The sequence below is a fragment of the Mesorhizobium oxytropidicola genome (assembly GCF_056174625.1).
The window spans coordinates 774,210-792,483 of the sequence record NZ_CM149692.1 but is presented as its reverse complement, the minus strand read 5'-3'; the positions used below and the strand labels follow the sequence as shown (position 1 = coordinate 792,483).

Annotated in this window: 14 protein-coding genes and 2 pseudogenes; 9 read left to right on the top strand and 7 right to left on the bottom strand. The window is 63.7% G+C overall.

Annotated features, from left to right (window positions below):
- Positions 1-6: 6 nt before the first annotated feature.
- The 3 genes from AC0V8S_RS03820 to AC0V8S_RS03810 are packed head-to-tail and all read left to right on the top strand — an operon-like array spanning position 7 to position 2,919.
- On the top strand, positions 7-846 hold the full coding sequence (locus tag AC0V8S_RS03820; protein ID WP_111545303.1) for a carbohydrate ABC transporter permease: 840 nt from the start codon (positions 7-9) through the stop codon (positions 844-846).
- Positions 843-1,904: a Gfo/Idh/MocA family protein gene (locus tag AC0V8S_RS03815; protein ID WP_475436871.1), complete on the top strand. Its 1,062-nt coding sequence runs from the start codon at positions 843-845 to the stop codon at positions 1,902-1,904. The genes AC0V8S_RS03820 and AC0V8S_RS03815 overlap by 4 nt, the downstream gene beginning before the upstream one ends.
- A 16-nt stretch (positions 1,905-1,920) precedes the next feature.
- Complete coding sequence (locus AC0V8S_RS03810; RefSeq protein WP_475436870.1) at positions 1,921-2,919, top strand: ABC transporter ATP-binding protein; 999 nt, start codon at positions 1,921-1,923, stop codon at positions 2,917-2,919.
- Positions 2,920-3,145: 226 nt separating this feature from the next.
- Here the strand turns inward: AC0V8S_RS03810 and AC0V8S_RS03805 are convergent, their stop codons facing one another.
- The 5 genes and pseudogenes from AC0V8S_RS03805 to AC0V8S_RS03785 form a co-directional block, all read right to left on the bottom strand.
- A complete protein-coding gene (locus AC0V8S_RS03805) occupies positions 3,146-3,991 on the bottom strand; it encodes a fumarylacetoacetate hydrolase family protein (protein WP_183464575.1) in 846 nt (281 codons plus the stop codon).
- A 27-nt stretch (positions 3,992-4,018) separates the two neighbouring features.
- Positions 4,019-4,750, bottom strand: coding sequence for an SDR family oxidoreductase (locus AC0V8S_RS03800; RefSeq protein WP_183464576.1), 732 nt, complete (start codon positions 4,748-4,750; stop codon positions 4,019-4,021).
- A 187-nt stretch (positions 4,751-4,937) separates the two neighbouring features.
- Positions 4,938-7,310, bottom strand: a pseudogene (locus AC0V8S_RS03795) (aldehyde dehydrogenase family protein).
- Positions 7,311-7,386: 76 nt separating this feature from the next.
- Positions 7,387-8,433 (bottom strand): deoxyribose-phosphate aldolase, encoded by a 1,047-nt coding sequence (gene deoC, locus AC0V8S_RS03790; protein WP_010912704.1) that lies wholly within the window; start codon positions 8,431-8,433, stop codon positions 7,387-7,389.
- A 187-nt stretch (positions 8,434-8,620) separates the two neighbouring features.
- On the bottom strand, positions 8,621-9,448 hold the full coding sequence (locus tag AC0V8S_RS03785) for a ferredoxin--NADP reductase (RefSeq protein ID WP_475436869.1): 828 nt from the start codon (positions 9,446-9,448) through the stop codon (positions 8,621-8,623).
- A 220-nt stretch (positions 9,449-9,668) separates the two neighbouring features.
- On the opposite strand from AC0V8S_RS03785, the gene AC0V8S_RS03780 reads away from it, so the two are divergent.
- The 6 genes from AC0V8S_RS03780 to AC0V8S_RS03755 all read left to right on the top strand — a co-directional run bounded on the left by AC0V8S_RS03780 (position 9,669) and on the right by AC0V8S_RS03755 (position 16,479).
- Positions 9,669-11,753, top strand: coding sequence for a hydantoinase/oxoprolinase family protein (locus AC0V8S_RS03780; protein ID WP_475436868.1), 2,085 nt, complete (start codon positions 9,669-9,671; stop codon positions 11,751-11,753).
- A 2-nt stretch (positions 11,754-11,755) separates the two neighbouring features.
- Positions 11,756-13,495, top strand: coding sequence for a hydantoinase B/oxoprolinase family protein (locus AC0V8S_RS03775; RefSeq protein ID WP_475436867.1), 1,740 nt, complete (start codon positions 11,756-11,758; stop codon positions 13,493-13,495).
- A gap of 117 nt (positions 13,496-13,612) precedes the next feature.
- Positions 13,613-14,386, top strand: coding sequence for an ABC transporter substrate-binding protein (locus tag AC0V8S_RS03770; protein WP_475436866.1), 774 nt, complete (start codon positions 13,613-13,615; stop codon positions 14,384-14,386).
- Positions 14,387-14,541: 155 nt separating this feature from the next.
- Positions 14,542-15,672, top strand: a complete 1,131-nt coding sequence (locus AC0V8S_RS03765) for an aminomethyl transferase family protein (RefSeq protein WP_183464583.1) — start codon at positions 14,542-14,544, stop codon at positions 15,670-15,672.
- Between the two features lie 57 nt (positions 15,673-15,729).
- Positions 15,730-15,936, top strand: a complete 207-nt coding sequence (locus AC0V8S_RS03760) for a hypothetical protein (protein WP_475436865.1) — start codon at positions 15,730-15,732, stop codon at positions 15,934-15,936.
- Between the two features lie 3 nt (positions 15,937-15,939).
- Complete coding sequence (locus AC0V8S_RS03755; protein WP_475436864.1) at positions 15,940-16,479, top strand: Fic/DOC family protein; 540 nt, start codon at positions 15,940-15,942, stop codon at positions 16,477-16,479.
- A gap of 7 nt (positions 16,480-16,486) precedes the next feature.
- Here the strand turns inward: AC0V8S_RS03755 and AC0V8S_RS03750 are convergent, their stop codons facing one another.
- Together AC0V8S_RS03750 and AC0V8S_RS03745 are read right to left on the bottom strand one after the other, a co-directional pair.
- Complete coding sequence (locus AC0V8S_RS03750) at positions 16,487-17,143, bottom strand: methionine ABC transporter permease (protein ID WP_183464584.1); 657 nt, start codon at positions 17,141-17,143, stop codon at positions 16,487-16,489.
- Positions 17,124-18,222: pseudogene (locus AC0V8S_RS03745) on the bottom strand (methionine ABC transporter ATP-binding protein). The gene AC0V8S_RS03750 and the pseudogene AC0V8S_RS03745 overlap by 20 nt, the downstream one beginning before the upstream one ends.
- Positions 18,223-18,274 lie beyond the last annotated feature (52 nt).

Below are 18,274 nucleotides of genomic sequence, written 5' to 3'. Positions count from 1 at the left end.
CAAGAGATGAGCACCGCCACCCGTTCGCTGCCCCGCACCATCGGCGCCCACGCGATCCTGTTGACCTACACGGCGATCGCGCTGTTTCCGGTGATCCTGGTCATCATGAACTCGTTCAAGTCCCGTGCCGGCATCTTCGGCGCGCCATTGACGCCGCCGACGCCCGGGACATTCGACCTGATCGGCTACACCACCGTCATCGGCCAGGGCGACTTCATCCACTATTTCCAGAACAGCCTCGTCGTCACCGTCGCCTCGCTGTTCTTCGTGCTGTTGTTCGGCGCTATGGCCGCCTTTGCCCTGTCGGAATACCGTTTTCGCGGCAACACGCTGATGGGCCTCTATCTGGCGCTCGGCATCATGATCCCGATCCGGCTGGGCACCGTCGCCATCCTGCAATTGATGGTGGCGAGTGGGCTGGTCAACACGCTGACGGCGCTGATCCTGGTCTACACCGCGCAAGGCCTGCCGCTGGCCGTCTTCATCCTGTCGGAATTCATGAAGCAGGTGTCCGACGACCTGAAGAACGCCGGCCGCATCGACGGCCTGTCGGAATACACCATCTTCTTCCGGCTGGTGCTGCCGCTGGTCAGGCCATCGATGGCGACGGTCGCCGTCTTCACCATGATCCCGATCTGGAACGATCTGTGGTTCCCGCTGATCCTGGCGCCGTCGGAAGAAACCAAGACGGTGACGCTCGGCGCGCAGCTCTTCCTCGGCCAGTTCGTCACCAACTGGAACGCCATCCTGGCAGCACTGTCGCTGGCGATCATGCCGGTGCTGATCCTCTACGTCATCTTCTCGCGGCAACTGATCCGCGGCATTACTTCCGGAGCCGTCAAGTGAGTTCGCAGACCCCTCTTCGTGTCGTCGTCGCCGGGCTCGGCAATATGGGCCGCAGCCATGCGCTGGCCTATCACGCCAATCCGGGCTTCGAGATCGCAGCCCTCATCAACCGCTCCGACGTGCCGCTGCCGGAAGGCCTGTCGGGCTATGGCATCAGGCGGTCCTTCGATGAGGTGCTGCGCGACGAAAAACCCGATGTCGCCTGCATCGCCACCTATTCCGACAGCCATGCCGACTATGCGGTCAAGGCGTTCGAGGCCGGCTGCCATGTCTTTGTCGAAAAGCCGCTGGCAACGACCGTAGCCGACGCCGAGCGCGTCGTCGCGGCGGCCAAGGCCAATGGCAAGAAACTGGTGATCGGCTACATCCTGCGCCATCACCCCTCCTGGATCAGGCTGATCGCCGAGGCGCGCAAACTCGGCGGCCCCTACGTCTTCCGCATGAATCTCAACCAGCAATCCTCGGGCCACACCTGGGAGACGCACAAGCAGCTGATGCAGACGACCTCGCCGATCGTCGACTGCGGTGTCCACTATCTCGACGTCATGCTGCAGATCACCGACTCCAGGCCAGTCGAGGTGCGCGGCATGGGCGTGCGGCTGACCGAAGAGGTCGCGCCCACCATGTACAATTACGGCCATCTGCAGGTGCTGTTCGATGACGGCTCGGTCGGCTGGTACGAGGCCGGCTGGGGACCGATGATTTCGGAGACAGCTTTCTTCGTGAAGGATGTCATCTCGCCGAAGGGCTGCGTGTCGATCGTCATGAAGGAAGGTGTGAAGTCGGATGACATCGACACCCACACCAAGACCTCGACCATCCGCCTGCACAGTGCGGAGACCGGCCCGGACGGCAAATTCGCTAAGCAAGATGAAATGCTGTCGATGGCAGGCGAACCCGGTCATCAGGATCTCTGCGACCTCGAACAGGCCTTTGTGCTGAAGGCGATCCGCGAGGATCTGGATCTCACCAAACACATGGACGACGCGGTGAAATCGCTCGCCGTCTGCCTCGCAGCCGACGAGAGCGTGCGCAGCGGCGCAGCCGTCAAACTCTAACGACAGGAACGAAGCCGTGGGCTCGCTGAAGATTGAGAATGTAAAGAAGGCCTTTGGGCCGGTCGAGGTGCTGAAGGGCATCAACCTCGAAGTGAACGATGGCGAATTCGTCGTCTTCGTTGGCCCTTCCGGCTGCGGCAAGTCGACCTTGCTCAGGGTCATTGCCGGCCTGGAGGATTCGACCTCGGGCCGGGTGGTCATCGACGGCGCGGATGTCTCCGCCACGCCGCCGGCCAAGCGCGGCATCGCCATGGTGTTCCAGACCTATGCGCTCTACCCGCATCTGACGGTGAAGAACAATATGGGCCTTGGCCTCAAGCAAGCCGGCACGCCAGCGGCCGAGATCGACCGCCGCATCGGCATCGCCTCGTCGATGCTGTCGCTGGAACCTTATCTCGAGCGACGGCCGGCCGAACTCTCTGGTGGCCAGCGCCAGCGCGTCGCCATCGGCCGCGCCGTGGTGCGCGAGCCAAAACTGTTCCTCTTCGACGAGCCGCTGTCGAATCTCGATGCTGCTCTGCGCGTCAACACGCGGCTGGAGATCGCGCAGCTGCACCGCCGGCTGAAGGCGACGATGATCTACGTCACCCACGACCAGGTCGAGGCGATGACGCTGGCCGACAAGATCGTCGTGCTCAACGCCGGCAAGATCGAGCAGATCGGCGGCCCGATGGAGCTCTACAATTCGCCGGCAAACGAGTTCGTCGCCGGCTTCATCGGCTCGCCGAAGATGAATTTCATCGACGGCGCCAGGCTCGGCGAGACGGCCAAGACCATCGGCGTGCGGCCCGAGCATCTGACGGTCGATCTGAAGTCAGGCGCCTGGAAGGGCACGGTGGTGCATGCCGAGCATCTCGGAGCGGATACCAATCTCTATCTCGACTGCGAGAAGGCCGGGCTGATCACGGTGCGAATTTTTGGCGTCTATGACGCCGAGCCCGGCGCGACGCTCTATGCGACGCCGGATCCGGCGAAGACGTATAGGTTTGGGGCGGATGGGAAAGTGCTGAAGTAGACCGGGCGCCAACGCTTCTTACCTTCTCCCCCTGCGGGAGAAGGTGGATCGGCGCGCAGCGCCGAGACGGATGAGGGGTGTTCCAGCGGAGTGAGGCGTCAAAAAAATCGAAAGATTTCAGGCGCTTGCTTCTGCAAAGCAGAGATCCTTCGCGCACCCCTCATCCGACCTCGCTTCGCGAGGCCACCTTCTCCCACAAGGGGAGAAGGGAAAGATCTCTCGCCGCCTACAAATCCGCCTTGAACGTCTGCTTCTGCTGGCCCAGGCCCTCGATGCCCAGCTCCACCACATCGCCAGCCTTCAGGAACACCGGCGGCTTCATGCCCAGCCCGACGCCGGGCGGCGTGCCAGTGGAAATAATGTCGCCGGGGTGCAGCGACATGAACTGGCTGAGATAGGAAACCAGATATTTGACGCCATAGACCATGGTCTTGGTCGAGCCGTTCTGCATGGTCTTGCCGTTGACGGTCAGCCACATCTTCAGGTTCTGCGGATCGGCCACTTCGTCCTTGGTCACCAGCCACGGGCCGGTCGGGCCGAACGTGTCGCAGCTCTTGCCCTTGGTCCACTGGCCCTGGCGCTCGGCCTGGAAGGCGCGTTCGGAGACGTCGTGGGCGACGGCATAGCCGGCGACATAGTCGAGCGCGTCGGCTTCACTGACATATTTTGCCGTCTTGCCGATCACCACGGCGAGTTCGACTTCCCAGTCGGTCTTTTCAGAACCGCGCGGGATCAGCACGTCGTCATCCGGGCCGACAATGGCCGAGCTTGCCTTCATGAAGATGATCGGTTCCGGCGGCACGGTGGCGCCGGTTTCGGCGGCGTGGTCGGAATAGTTGAGACCGATGCAGATGAACTTGCCGGTGCCGGCGACGCAGGCGCCGAGGCGAGGCTTGCCGGAAACCACAGGCAGCGACTTCGGATCAAGCTTGCCCAGCATCTCCAGCGAGGCCGGATGAAGCGTGGTGCCGGCAATGTCGGCGACATGGGCGGAGAGATCGCGGATCGTTCCATCCGCATCGAGCAGACCGGGACGTTCGCTCCCGGCTTCGCCATAGCGCAGCAGTTTCATCTAAATACTCTCCTCAGTCAGATTGGTTCAGATCGACCAGCCGCCGTCGATATTATAGGCCTGTCCGGACGTATAGGTGGCGCCGGCCAGATAGACGGCGAGATCGGCGATTTCCTCAGGCGTGCCGAGCCGGCCCATCGGCTGGCGGGCGATGAAGGCGGCGCGGGCGGCCTCATAGTCGCCTTGCGCGTGCATGCGGTCCTGCAGCGACGGGCTCTCGACCGTGCCCGGGCAGATGGCGTTGCAGCGTATGCCCTTGCTGACATAGTCGGCGGCAATCGCCTTGGTCAGGCCGATGACCGCGGCCTTGGTGACGCCATAGGCGAAGCGGTTCGGCACGCCTTTGCCGGCGCCGGCGACCGAAGACATGTTGATGATCGATCCATCGCCGCGCTCCAGCATGCCGGGCAGCACCGCACGTATGGTGCGGATCATGGCGCGGACATTGAGGTTGAAGGCGAAATCGAGATCGCCATCCTTCATCTCGAGGATCGAGCCGGAATGGACGAAGCCGGCGCAGTTGAACAGCACGTCGACGCGGCCGATCTCGGCGAAGGCGGCGTTCACGGCCTCGTCGTTCAACACATCGAGCTTGCGGGTCTTGATCCCTGGCGTCTTGGCGAGTTCGGCGAGAAGCGTCTCGTTGATATCGGTGGCGTGGACGGTGGCCCCAGTCTTGGCGAAGGCCAGCGCGCTCGCCTTGCCGATGCCTTGCGCCGCTGCCGTGATGACAACGACCTTGCCTGCCAGATCCGCCATGTTTTTCCTCGTCAGCTTGGGTCAACTGCCTTTATCGGCGGCCGGCGAAGGCGTCATGTGCCAGTCAGGCTCGATTGTGCGGCCTGTGTCGCAGCCAGTTCACTGATAAAGATGTTTTTTCTCGTTAAAGAACATGCGTTCGGGCGTCAAGCCCGAACACGATCACCATTGCGACAGCCCTGAAATGTCAGTCGCCGTAAGGCACCCAGACATTCTTCACCTCGATGGCGCGGCGCAGGAAGGCATCGCCAGCCGCCTCGTCGGACGCCCAGTCGAGGCTGCGGCCATTGCCGCTCCAGACGCGCTTGAGGTTGCCGATGGACTCGGCTTCCGCCTTGGCGCAGGTCTCGGCATCGGCGAACACCCAGAGCCCGTCGACATCGTCATGCTTGGCCAGCACGCCGGCAAGCTCTGCCGTGCGGCCGGTGACAATGTTGATGGCGCCGGCCGGAACGTCGGAATATTCGATCACCTGATAGAGATCGGTGGCGAGCAGCGGATAACGCTCGGACGGCACCGCGACCACCGTGTTGCCCATGGCCAGCGCCGGCGCAATGAGCGAGATCAGGCCAAGCAGCGGCGAGGCGTCGGGTGCGACGATGCCGACGACTCCGACCGGCTCGTGCAGTGCCAGCGTCACCGCACGCGCCGGCGGCTGGTGCACGCGGCCCTCGAACTTGTCGGCAAGGCCGGCATAGAGGAACAGCCGTTCGATCGTTTGGTCGACTTCTTCCCGCGCGGCCTTGGGCGCAGCGCCGGTCAGCTCGGTCAGGCGGGTGGCGAATTCACTCGCGCGGCCGGAAAGGTTCTCGGCCAGATAGTAGAGCACCTGGGACCGGTTGTAGGCGGTCGCTTCCGGCCAGGCCTTGCAGGCGCGGGCGGCCGAAACAGCATCACGGATGTCCTTGCGGCTGCCAAAGCCGACTTCGCCGGCGAGCTTGCCCTTGGCTGTTGCGACCGCCAGCGAATAATTGCCGTCCGGCCGCACCTGCTTGCCGCCGATGAACAGTTTTGCGGTGCGGTCGATGGCCGCGCCGTCAGCCTGCTCGACAGGTTGCGCCGAAAACCACCGCCGGCTTGATGACCGGGCCGAGCGGCAGCTTTGCCGTGAGATATTCGAACATGCCCTCGCGCCCGCCCTCGCGCCCGAAGCCGCTTTCGCGGTAGCCGCCAAAACCGCAGGCGGCGTCGAACATGTTGGTGCCGTTGACCCAGACGACACCGGCCTTCAACTGCGGCGCGACATGCAGAGCGAGGTTGATATTCTCGCTCCACACGCTCGCCGCAAGGCCGTAGCGCGTGTTGTTGGCAAGCTCGATCGCTTCCTCGGTGTTGCGGAAGGTCATGGTCGCCAGAACGGGGCCAAGACTTCCTCTTGCGCCAGAATGTTAGCCGGCGAAACACCGGTGGCGAGCGTCGGCAGATGGTAGTAGCCGGAAGACGGCAGCGCCGCATCCGGCTGCCAGCAGACGGCGCCCTGCTTCGCGCCCTCGGCGACCAGGCCCTTGACTCGGTCGAGCTGTGTGATGTCGACCAGCGGGCCGATATCGGTGTTCTTGTCGAGCGGGCTGCCGACGCGCAGCCGGCTCATACGCGTCTTGACCTTGGCGATCAAGGCTTCGGCAATGCCTTCCTGCACCAAGAGCCGCGAGCCGGCGCAGCAGACCTGGCCCTGGTTGAACCAGATGCCGTCGACCAGGCCTTCGACGGCGCTGTCGAGATCGGCATCCTCGAAGACGATGAAGGCCGACTTGCCGCCGAGTTCCAGCGACAATTTCTTGCCCGAGCCGGCGGTGGCCTTGCGGATGATCTTGCCGACTTCCGAAGAGCCGGTGAAGGCAATCTTCTGGATACCGGCATGGTTGACGATGGCAGCGCCCGCTTCCGGTCCGCCGTGGACAATGTTGACGACGCCCTTCGGCACGCCCGCGCGTTCGCAGATCTCGGCGAACAGGATGGCGGTCAGCGGCGTGAATTCGGCCGGTTTCAGCACCACCGTGCAGCCGGCGGCCAGTGCCGGCGCGATCTTCCAGGCCAGCATCAGCAGCGGGAAATTCCACGGGATGATCTGGCCGACGACGCCGACGCCCTTGTGCCCGGGAAAATCCTTGTCCAGCGCCTGCGCCCAGCCGGCATGATGGATGAAATGGCGGATCGCCAGGGGCACGTCGATGTCGCGGCTTTCGCGGATCGGCTTGCCATTGTCGATTGTCTCAAGCACGGCGAACAGGCGCTGATGCCGCTGCATGGCGCGGCCGATCGCGTAGAGCACTTTTGCTCTGGTGTAGTCTGAACTGGCGCTCCATTTCGGCAGCGCCCTGGTGGCGGCCGCAACCGCTGCGTCGATATCGGCCGCACTGGCGTCGGACACCTTGGCCAGCAGCTTGCCGGAAGACGGCTCGCTGGTGTCGAAGGTCTTGCCGCCGCTCGCGGCTTTCCAGCCGCCGTCGATGAACAGTGCCTTGCCGAAATCGCGTGCGGCGAGCCACGCATCGGCCTCGTTGCGGGCTTCCGGCGCCGGGCCGTACTCCATGGCGTGATAGCGGTCGAGAATATTCATAAGGTGCCTCCTTTACCCTCCCCCTTGTGGGGAGGGTCGATCGGCGAAGCCGATCGGGGTGGGGGTAATTGGGTGCTCAAGCCATTGCGTGGCGGTGATTGGCCGAATAGTGCCCGGTCAGATGATGCTCAAGCTGCCGCTCAATGTCGGTCAGCAGGCTTGAAGCGCCGAAGCGGAACAGCTCCGGCTCCAGCCACGGCCGGCCGAGCTCCTCCTTCATCAGCACAAGCCAATCGAGCGAGGCCTTTGCCGTGGAAATGCCGCCGGCCGGCTTGAAGCCGATGAGATAGCCGGTCTCCTCGAAATAGGCCCTGATGGCGCGCACCATGGCCAGGCCTACAGGCAGCGTCGCATTGACGCTTTCCTTGCCGGTCGAGGTCTTGATGAAGTCAGCGCCGGCCATCATCGCCACCATCGAGGCCAGCATGACATTGCGCAAAGTGGCGAGGTCGCCGGTGCCCAGAATGACTTTCAGATGCGCGTCACCGCAGGCGGCGCGCATCGAGACGATCTCGTTGTAAAGCTCCCGCCACTTGGCGCCGAACACCAGCCCGCGCGGAATGACGACGTCGATCTCGTCAGCGCCGTCACGCACCGAAGCTTCGATCTCCTGCAGGCGGGTCGACAGCGGCGCCAACCCATGCGGAAAGGCCGTGGAGACGGCGGCGACATGAATGCCGGTGCCGCGCACGGCATCAACGGCGGTGGCGACAAAGGGATGGTAGACGCAGACCGCGGCCGGCCGGATAGTTTCGCCCGCAATGCCGAGGCCCTCGACGATGTCGCGGCGGAACGGGTTGATCGCCTTGGCGCAGAGCCGGCGCACACGCTCCTCGGTGTCGTTGGAGTTCAGCGTCGTCAGGTCCATGCAGGCGACGGCGCGCAGCAGCCATGCCGCCTGGTTGTCGGCCTTGATCGAACGCCGCTTGGTCAGGCTAGCGACCCGGCGTTCCAGCGCCGAGCGGTTGACGCTGCGCACCGATTCCATGAAGCCGAGGTCGAGTTTCATGCCCGGATTGCGCGCGATGCGATGGTCCAGCGGTACGGGGGTGTTGGCGGCGGCGCGCGCCGGCAGGGGCGTCACCTTGGTGCCAAGATCGGCTTCGCGGATTGTGCTGCTCATCTCCTGCCCTTTCATTCAGCGACTTGCGCTTATGTCTTGGTGCGCGTCGTTTCCCGGCGCGAACAAAGATAGCCCGTGAAGTCGTGCTTCACGAGTCCTCAAGCGAGGGATAGCTGAAAAAGGCCGCAAAAGCAGCTAGTTTTTGACCGCATGGTCAAAATGCAGGTTCGAGGTGTCCGCGTCCGGCTCAGCCGACGAAGGCGCGCTCGACGACGAAAGTCGCGGGATGGCTGAGCGAGCCTTCCTGGAAGCCGAGGCTTTCGGCGAGTTCCTTGACGTCCTTCAGCATATGCATAGAGCCGCAGATCATGATGCGGTCCGTTTCCGGATTGAGCTTCTCGATGCCGAGGTCGGCGTAGAACTTGCCCGAGCCGATCAGCGCGGTGATTCGGCCCATGCGGGCCGATTCTTCACGGGTCGTCGAATTGTAGAGCGTGACGCGCCCGGTGGTCAGCTCACCGATCAGCGGATCGCTTTCCAGCGCCGCCACCAATTCCTGGCCGTAGGTCAGCTCGGCATTGTCGCGGCAGGTATGCGTCAGGATCAGCTGATCGAACTTTTCGTAGGTGTCGGGGTCGCGCAGCAGGCTGGCGAAGGGCGCGATGCCGGTGCCGGTCGAAATCATGAACAGCCGCTTGGCCGGGGTCAGCGCGTCGACCACCAGCGTGCCGGTCGACTTCTGACGCATGATAACGGTGTCGCCGACTTGGATCTTCTGCAGTTCCGAGGTCAGCGGGCCGTCCGGCACCTTGATCGAGAAGAATTCCAGCTCTTCGTCCCAGGCCGGGCTCGCCACCGAATAGGCGCGGAACACCGGCTTCTCGGCGTTGGGCAGGCCGATCATGACGAACTCGCCGGAGCGGAAGCGCAGCGACTGCGGACGGGTGATGCGGAACGAGAACAGCCGGTCGGTGTAGTGCTTCACCGAGACGACGGTTTCAGCATAGACATTCGCCGGAATCGGAAACTGCAGCGGGCGGGCGCCGGCGGTGTTGAGAGCGGATGTGGTGTTCATCAAATCCAACTTTCTGGCCCAACCAGGGACGCGGGCGCCAAACTTTCACCTGCGCGCCCGGACCGTTCAGGTCCCGGCGTGCTGTTCGCACACTCCAAAGCGGTAAGCTCTTGTGTCCGGAATTTATTAGTATACAAACGATATTTGCGTCAAGATGCTACCTTAAAACACCTTTCCAAACTGACGCATATCCGTAGTCCCAGCGTTTCGGGTTTCGACGATGAAAGAGAATTTTCCCGCGCAAGCGCGCCATTCCCAGGGAAATGTTGTTGCCGGCATCGATGTCGGCGGGACCTTCACCGACCTGCTTCTGATCGACGGCAAGGACGGCGGCAAGGTGCATATCGCCAAGACGCCGACGACGGTCGACAACCAGGCCTTCGGCGTGGTTTCAGCACTTGGCGCCACCGGATTTGCGATCGACGGCATCGACCTCATCGTGCATGGCACGACCACCACCACCAATGCGGTGCTGGAGCGCCGGCTGGCCAAGACCGGCATGATCACCACGCGCGGCTTTCGCGACGTGATCGAGCTTGGCCGGCGCACACGGCCGCAACCCTATGGCATGACCGGCACGTTCGTTCCGATCATCCCGCGCAATCTCAGGCTCGAAGTGTCGGAGCGCGTCGAGGCATCCGGAACCGTGCGCACGCCGCTCGACGAAGCCGAAATGCGCGAGGCGGTGAAGGCGCTGATCGCGGCCGGCTGCGAATCCCTCGTCATCCATTTCCTGCATTCCTACGCCAACCCTTCGCATGAGCGGCGCGCCGCCGAGATCGCCGTCGAACTCTGGCCGAACAGCTACATCACCACGGGCCATGCGCTGCTGTCGGAAGCGCGCGAATTCGAGCGTGGCGTCACTGCCTCGGTCAACGCCTCGGTGCAGCCGATCCTCGAGCGCTATGTCGAGCGGCTGCGCAAGGAACTGGCGGCAAAAGGCTATGCCCGCGACTTCCTGATCATGAACGGCAATGGCGGCATGATCTCGGCCCGCTTCGTCACACGTGAGTCGGCCAAGACGGTGATGTCCGGCCCGGCCTCCGGGGTGATTGCCGCCGCCTATACCGGCAAGCGCGCCGGTTTCGAAAACCTCGTCACCTACGACATGGGCGGCACCTCGACCGACGTGGCCCTGATCCGCAACGCCGAGCCGGCGGTGTCGAACGAGATCGAGATCGAATACGCGATGCCCATCCATGTGCCGATGGTGGCGGTGCACACGGTCGGCGCCGGCGGCGGGTCGATCGCCCGCGTCGACGCGGCCGGCCTGATCCAGATCGGCCCGGAAAGTGCGGGCGCCAATCCCGGCCCGATCTGCTATGGCCGCGGCGGGCTGGAGCCGACCATCACCGACGCCAACCTAGTGCTCGGCCGGCTGGCGCCGAAGAAGCTGCTGGCGGTTGAAAACCCGGTCACGTCAGAGCGCGTCACCGGCATTTTCGCGGACAAGATCGGCAAACCGACCGGCCTGTCCGGCGTCGAGGCTGCGGGTGCGGTTCTGCGGCTCGGCAACATGAAGATGGCCGGCGCCATCCGCATGGTCTCGGTGTCGCGCGGCCATGATCCACGCGATTTCGCGCTGTTCGCCTTTGGCGGCGCCGGGCCGCTGCATGCCACCGCACTGGCGCGTGAACTCGGCCTGCCGCGTGTGCTGGTGCCGGCGCGGCCGGGCATCACCAACGCGCTCGGCTGCGTCGTCGCCGATCTGCGGCACGACTTCGTCAACACCATCAACCAGCCGGTGGCTGTGCTCGATGAATCCCAGCTCCACTCCGTATTGGAACGGCACCGAAACGAAGGCGAGGAGCTGATCGCCAAGGAAGCGGTGAAGCCGGAGACGATCCGCGTCACCCACTCCGCCGACATGCAGTTCGTCGGCCAGACCCACATCATCAACGTGCCGCTGCCGTCTTCGTCCGTGACACGGCAGGAACTGCAAGCCCTGTTCGAAAAGGCCTATTTCGCCCGTTTCAAGGTCGAGCTGCCGGAAATCCGCGCCAACCTCGTCAACCTCAACACATCGGTCACCGGCGTCAGGCCGGCGATCGACCTGTCGCGGCTGATCGACCCGGCCGGGCGCGCCAAGACGCTCGAAGAGGCAAGGCGCGAGATCCGGCCGGTCTGGTACGCGGGCCAGTGGCACGACACGCCGGTGTATGCTCGCGAAAAACTGCCGCTCGATGCCGTCATCGACGGCCCGGCGATCCTCGAACAGATGGACGCCACCACCGTGCTCGAACCCGGCGACCGCGCAAGATCGGATGCCGACGGCAACATCATCATCGACATTGGCGAGGCCTGAGAATGAAACTCGACGCCATCACGCTTTCGGTCCTCCAGGCTGCTTTGCAGCAGGTCTGCGACGAGATGGACCTGACATTCTCCCGCGCCGCCTTCTCCCCGGTCATTGCGGAAGCCAATGACCGCTCCGACGGCATCTATTCGGCCGTCGACGGCTCGCTGATCGCACAGGGAAGCCAGGGCCTGCCGGTGTTCGTCGGCGTCATGCAATATTCGACAAAAACGGTGATCGAGATGATCGCCGACGGTCGCTGCCTGGCCCCTGAGCCCGGCGACATCTACATCGTCAACGACCCCTATCTCGGCGGCACGCATCTGATGGATGTGCGCTTCGCCATGCCGGTCTACCGGGACGGCAAGATCTTCTGCTGGCTGTCCAACACCGGCCATTGGCCGGACATTGGCGGCTCGGTGCCGGGCGGCTTCTCGGCCTCCGCGACCGCGGTCGAACAGGAAGGCCTGCGGCTGCCGCCGGTGAAACTGTTCAAGAAGGGCGTGCTCGATCCCGAGATCTACGCCATCATCTGCTCCAACATCCGCGTCGCCGACCAGCGCATTGGCGACATCAGGGCGCAGGCCGCCGCGCTGCTGATCGGCCAGGACCGGCTCAATGGAATCTTGGATCGTTACGGAGATGAAACGGTTGTGGAGGCAATCGCCGAACTGCGCCGTCGTGCCGCCGAGCAGATGCGCGCCAACATCGCGGCCATTCCCGACGGCACCTATCGCTCCAAGGCCTTTGTCGATTCCGACGGGGTGATCAACGAGCCGCTGACCATCGCCCTCGCGGTGGAGAAGCAGGGCGATACTCTGACCTTCGATTTCGCCGGCTCGTCAAAACCCTGCGCCGGGCCGATGAACAGCGTGCTGGCGACGACGCTGTCCTCGGTCTACCTCGCCATGCGCCACATCTTTCCGGATGTGCCGATCAGTGCCGGCGCTTTCGAGCCGCTGATCGTCAAGCGGCCGGAAGGCACCTTCCTGGACGCCAAGTACCCGCGTCCCGTGTCGGGCTGTGCGGCCGAAGTCTCGCAGCGCATCGCCGAGGCGGTGTTCGCAGCGATGGTGCAGGCGTTGCCGGACAAGGTGACAGCAGCACCCGCCGGCTCCAGCGGCAATTTCGCGCTTGGCGGCAACGATCCGGCACGTGGCCGCGACTATGTCATGTACCAGATCTCCGGCGGCGGCTATGGCGGCAATTCGGGCCATGACGGCCTGACCAATGGCTGCTCGACCATCGGCATTTCGAAATCGCCGCCAGTCGAGATCATGGAACAGGCCTTTCCGGTGCTCTACCGCCACTATGCCTTGCGCGAAGGCTCGGGAGGCGCCGGCAAGCATCGCGGCGGCTTTGGGCTCGCCTATGAGGTCGAGATCCTGCGCGGCGATGCCCGGGCCTCCTTCGTCATGGATCACGGTCGTTTCGGCCCGCAAGGCGCGCTCGGCGGCGGCGATGGCGCGGTCAACACGGTGACCGTGTTCCGCAACGGCGAGGAACACGTGCCGCCGCATCTGTCCAAGGAGCAGGACATCCCGCTGAAGGCCGGCGACCGCGTCCGCGTGGGCACACCGGGCGGTGGCGGCTATGGCGATCCGCGCGAGCGTGATGCCGATCAAGTGCAGCGCGATGTGGCGCTGGGATACTACACCGCAGAGGAAGCCAGCCAAAAATTCGGCGTTGTCCTGTCGGCGGGCGATCTCACCGTTGACCGGGAGGCAACGGACAAGCACCGCGCTGGCTAACGCCCTCCTATGGCGCGGACCACCCGCCGCGCCGTGATCGCCGCATGACATGTCGCTTCCGTCTCCGCCGGAGGCACGAAAGCCCGTAGACTTCTCGTCCTCAACGGGATCTGGAACATGCGTCTTTTCGGTCGTTTCGTGCTTGCCGCTTCCGTCGCCCTCACGCTTGCCACCGGCGCTGCCAGCGCCCAGGACAAGCTCAGGATCGGCACCGAGGGCGCCTATCCGCCCTTCAACTACGCCAGTGCCGACGGCACGCTGGGCGGCTTCGACATCGATCTCGGCAAGGCGCTGTGCGCCGAAATGAAGGCCGAATGCGAATTCAATGTCCAGGATTTCGACGGCTCTATCCCCGCACTCCAGGCCGGCAAGTTCGACGCCATCATCAACATCACCATCACGCCGGAGCGGGCCGAGAAGGTAGAGTTCACCCACAAATACTACCAGACGCCGCCGGCCATCGCGGTGCCGAAGGATTCGACCATCGCCGGCACATCGCCGGACGATTTGAAGGGCAAGGCGCTCGGCGTGCAGACCGCCACCATCCACCAGAAATTCGCCGAGCAGAAATATGCGGGCTCGACCGTCAAGGCCTATCCGACCGGCGACGACGCCCGCACCGACATGGCCAATGGCCGCCTCGACGCGATGATGGACGGCTCGATCATCCTGACCGAATGGCTGAAGAAGCCCGACGGCGCCTGCTGCAAGTTGCTCGGCACGCTGACCGCCGATCCGGCCATTCACGGCCCCGGCGTCGGCATCGCCCTGCAGAAGGGCAACAAGGAACTGGCGGATAAGTTCAATGCCGCCATCGACGCCTTGCGCGCCAGCGGAAAATACAAGGAAATCAACGACAAATACTTTGCCTTCGACGTCTACGGCAACTGAGACCGTTTGGAAATTCTACTCTGGCGGCCATCTGAAGGCGTTTTCTGCGCTTCCGGTGCTCACGGACCTGAACGTCCGCTGCGCTCCGGTTCTCGAAACCACCAACATATGGCTCGCCAGAGCGAATTTCGAAACGGTCTCTGCACAGCAAATACATGATGGAGATCTTCTTGGCTGAGCGGCGTTCCCCCTTTTACAGCAGCATTGTCGGGCTCGGCGCGACCATGGGTCGGGTCGGCGGCGATTTCATCTCGGCCAAGTACTATTCCGGCATCGCCGACGAGCACCTGAACACGCGCGCAAATGTCGGCGTGCAGGATCTCAGCACCATGGGCAAGATGGACATCAAGGGGCCGGACGCCGAGGCGCTGGTCAACCTTGTCATCGTCAACGATGCCGCGGCGATGAAACCGGGCCAGGTCCGCTATTCCACCGTCTGCCGCGAGGACGGCGGCATCATGGACGACCTCACCGTGTTCCGGCTAGGACCGGAGCATTTCATGCTGGTCACCGGTTCGGTCAACCGCCTGAAGATGCTGCCTTGGCTGCAGCACCATGCCGGAGGGCGAAAAGCCTATGTCACCGACATCACCGCCGCCGTCGCCTTCCCCACCATTCAGGGCCCGCGCTCGCGCGAATTGTTGAAGGCGCTGGTCGCAGAGGCCGACCTAGACGGCTTGAAGCGCTGGGCGTTCACCTCAGGCCAGATCAATGGCACAAGGGTGCTGATCTCGCGCACCGGCGTGACCGGTGAACTCGGCTTCGAACTCTTCGTGCCGGCCGACGAGGCAGCCTCCGTCTGGGATGCACTGATGCGGGCCGGCAAGGACTTCGGCCTGAAACCCTATGGCGTGCTGGCGATGTTCACGCTTGGCCTGGAAAAAGCCTATCCGGCGCATGGCATCGACATGGACGAGACCCGCACACCGTTCCATGTCGGTCTCGACCGCTGGATCAAGTTCGACAAGGGCGATTTCATCGGCCGTGAGGCGCTGCTCAAAATCCGCGACAAGGGCCTCGACGAGCGCTGGACCGGCCTGATCGTCGACGGCGACAAACCAGCGGCAACGGATGCGCGTGTGCTGGCCGAAGGCGAGGATGCCGGCATTGTCACCTACAGCGATCACGGCTATTCACTCGGCAAGGTGCTGGCGACCGCGCATCTGCGCCTGCCTTTCACGGGGATAGGCACAGAACTAAGCGTCGATATTGACGGCGTGCCGACCCGCGCGGTGGTCGCGCCGATGCCGTTCTTCGATCCGGAGGGGGCGAGGTTGCGGGGCTAGCTTGGCTTGCCGGGAATCGTTTTGGCCTCGCCTCCGAGCTTATGATAAGATCTCCCAATGAAGTCTCCGAGTTCAAGAATCGTCCGTTCCGCCAAGACAGGCCAGTTCGTTCTGACGAGCGTGCGCGGTGAGAAAATCAGCGCTGTGGAAGGGATGAAGCTGTCTCCCCGCATGGGTGAAATACTTAGCCAGGGCGTGCGGCGCGGACTGTCCGGTGATGAGCGGCGTTCGCTCATCAAGGAAGAAATCCGCAAAAAGAAATAGACGTTGATCTATGCCGCCGAATTCGATCCGCTCTGCTATCCCGGCACGACGGTGCTTATCAATCTGCTGGACGTCAGCGACCAGACTCGCGCCGATGAGCCTCTTCCGGCAGGCGAACTCGACTACGTTCACTACCTCAGCCTGCACCGGCACTTGTTCCAGGATGTATATGGCTGGGCGGGTCAGGCGCGCACGATCCGCATCGGCAAGGCCGGCAGTTGGTTCTGTTATCCCGAACACATAGCCAGTGAGATGGCGCGGGTGTTCCGCGAACTCGGCAATCCCGACCACCTGGCTGATCTTGACAGAGTCAGCTTTGCGAAGCATCTGGCGCACATCATCGCCGAGATCAATGCCGTTCACCCATTTCGTGAAGGCAATGGCCATACCCAGCTCACATTCCTTGCCATGCTCGCCGAGCACGCAGGCTTCACGTTCAACGCCGATATCCTCGACCGTGACCGGGTGATCCAGGCTATGATTGACAGTTTCAGTGGGTCCGAAGCACCACTACAGGCTCTCATCGAAGACATCATCGCCTAGCTCGCCGTCACCCTCGCCGGTCCAACCTCGCCACCAGCCGATCCCCCACCCACTGGATGCCGCAGACCAAAACAATCAGCACGATCACCACCGCCACCATCACCGACGTCTCGAACCGCTGATAGCCGTACCGTATAGCGAGATCGCCCAAGCCGCCGGCGCCGATCGCGCCAGCCATGGCCGAGGCGCCGATCAGCGTCACCAGCGTCACGGTGAAGCCGGCAACGATGCCGGGGAGCGCCTCGGGCACCAGCACCTCGCGGATGATCGTCCAGCGGTTGCCGCCCATGGCCCGCGCCGCCTCGATCAGCCCATGGTCGACCTCGCGCAGCGACACTTCGGCGATGCGCGCGTAGTAGGGCGTGGCGGCGATCGACAGCGGCACGATGGCGGCCCAGGTGCCGATCGAGGTGCCGACGATCAGCCGTGTCAGCGGAATCAGCGCCACCAGCAGGATGATGAACGGCACCGAGCGGAAGCCGTTGATAATTGCGGCGAGCGCGCGGTTGACCCACAGGTTTTCGGCAATGCCGCCGCGTTCGGTTGATATCAAGGCCAGCCCAAGCGGCAGGCCGAAGACCAGCGAGATCAGGCCGGAGGCGGCCGTCATCAGCACCGTCTCCCAGATCGACCGCAGCAGAAGCTCAAACAGGATTGGCGACATGGCCAAGCACCTCCACCCGCGCCTGGCGGGCCTTCAGGAATGTGATGATTTCAGCGAGATGGCTAGCCTCGCTGCCGGGAACGGAGAGAAACAGCGTGCCGACCGGCTGTTGCTGGATATGATCGATGCCGCCATGGACGAGGCGGAAGGCGCCTTGGAACAGAAGTAGCAAGGTCGGAAAGCAGCGGCCCGCTTGCGGCTTCGCCGGCAACGTCGATGCGCAGGATCGTCTCGGCTCCGGAAGCCGGCAGCAGCCTTGCCGCCAGTTCGGCCGGCAGTTGCGGGCGGATGGCGCCGAGCAGGCTTTTGGTGATGTCCGACTGCGGATCGGCGAACACCGACCAGACCGGTCCTTGCTCGACGATGCGCCCGGCATCGATCACCGCCACGCGGTCGGCGATCGAGCGGATCACCTCCATCTCATGCGTGATCAAAAGGATGGTCAGGCCAAGCTGCCGGTTGATGTCTTTCAGCAGCGCCAGAATGGAGCGCGTCGTCTCCGGGTCGAGCGCTGACGTCGCCTCGTCCGACAACAGCAGCGCCGGTCGCGCGGCCAGCGCCCGGGCGATGCCGACGCGCTGCTTCTGGCCACCCGACAGCGATGCAGGATAGGCTTTTGCCTTCTCCGAGAGACCGACAAGTTCAAGCAGCTCCGCCGCCCGCACCAGCCGCTCGGCCTTCGGACGGCCCTCGATCTTCAGCGGCAGCGCCACATTCTCCTCGACGGTCTTGGCCGACAGCAGGTTGAAGTGCTGGAAGATCATGCCGATGCGCCGCCGCAGCGGCTGCAGATCGCGCTCGCCGAGCCGGCTAATCTCGCGGCCCTCGATGAACACCTCGCCGGAATCGGGCCGTTCCAGCCCGTTCAGGCAGCGGATCAGCGTCGATTTGCCGGCGCCGCTGCGGCCGATAATGCCGAGGATCTCGCCCTTGCGCACCGTCAGCGAGATGCCGTCGATCGCCGGCGTGGCACCAAAGCGGCGTTTCAGCTCGACAAGCCGCACCACGTCTTGCGACGCGTCGGGCCGGGCGTGGGTCGGATCGGCAATCTCCTGGGATGCCGTGATGTGCTGGTTCATGCGTGTTCCTGTTCTCGTCATCCGAAAACGCGATTGCGGCCCGCGCTCAGGC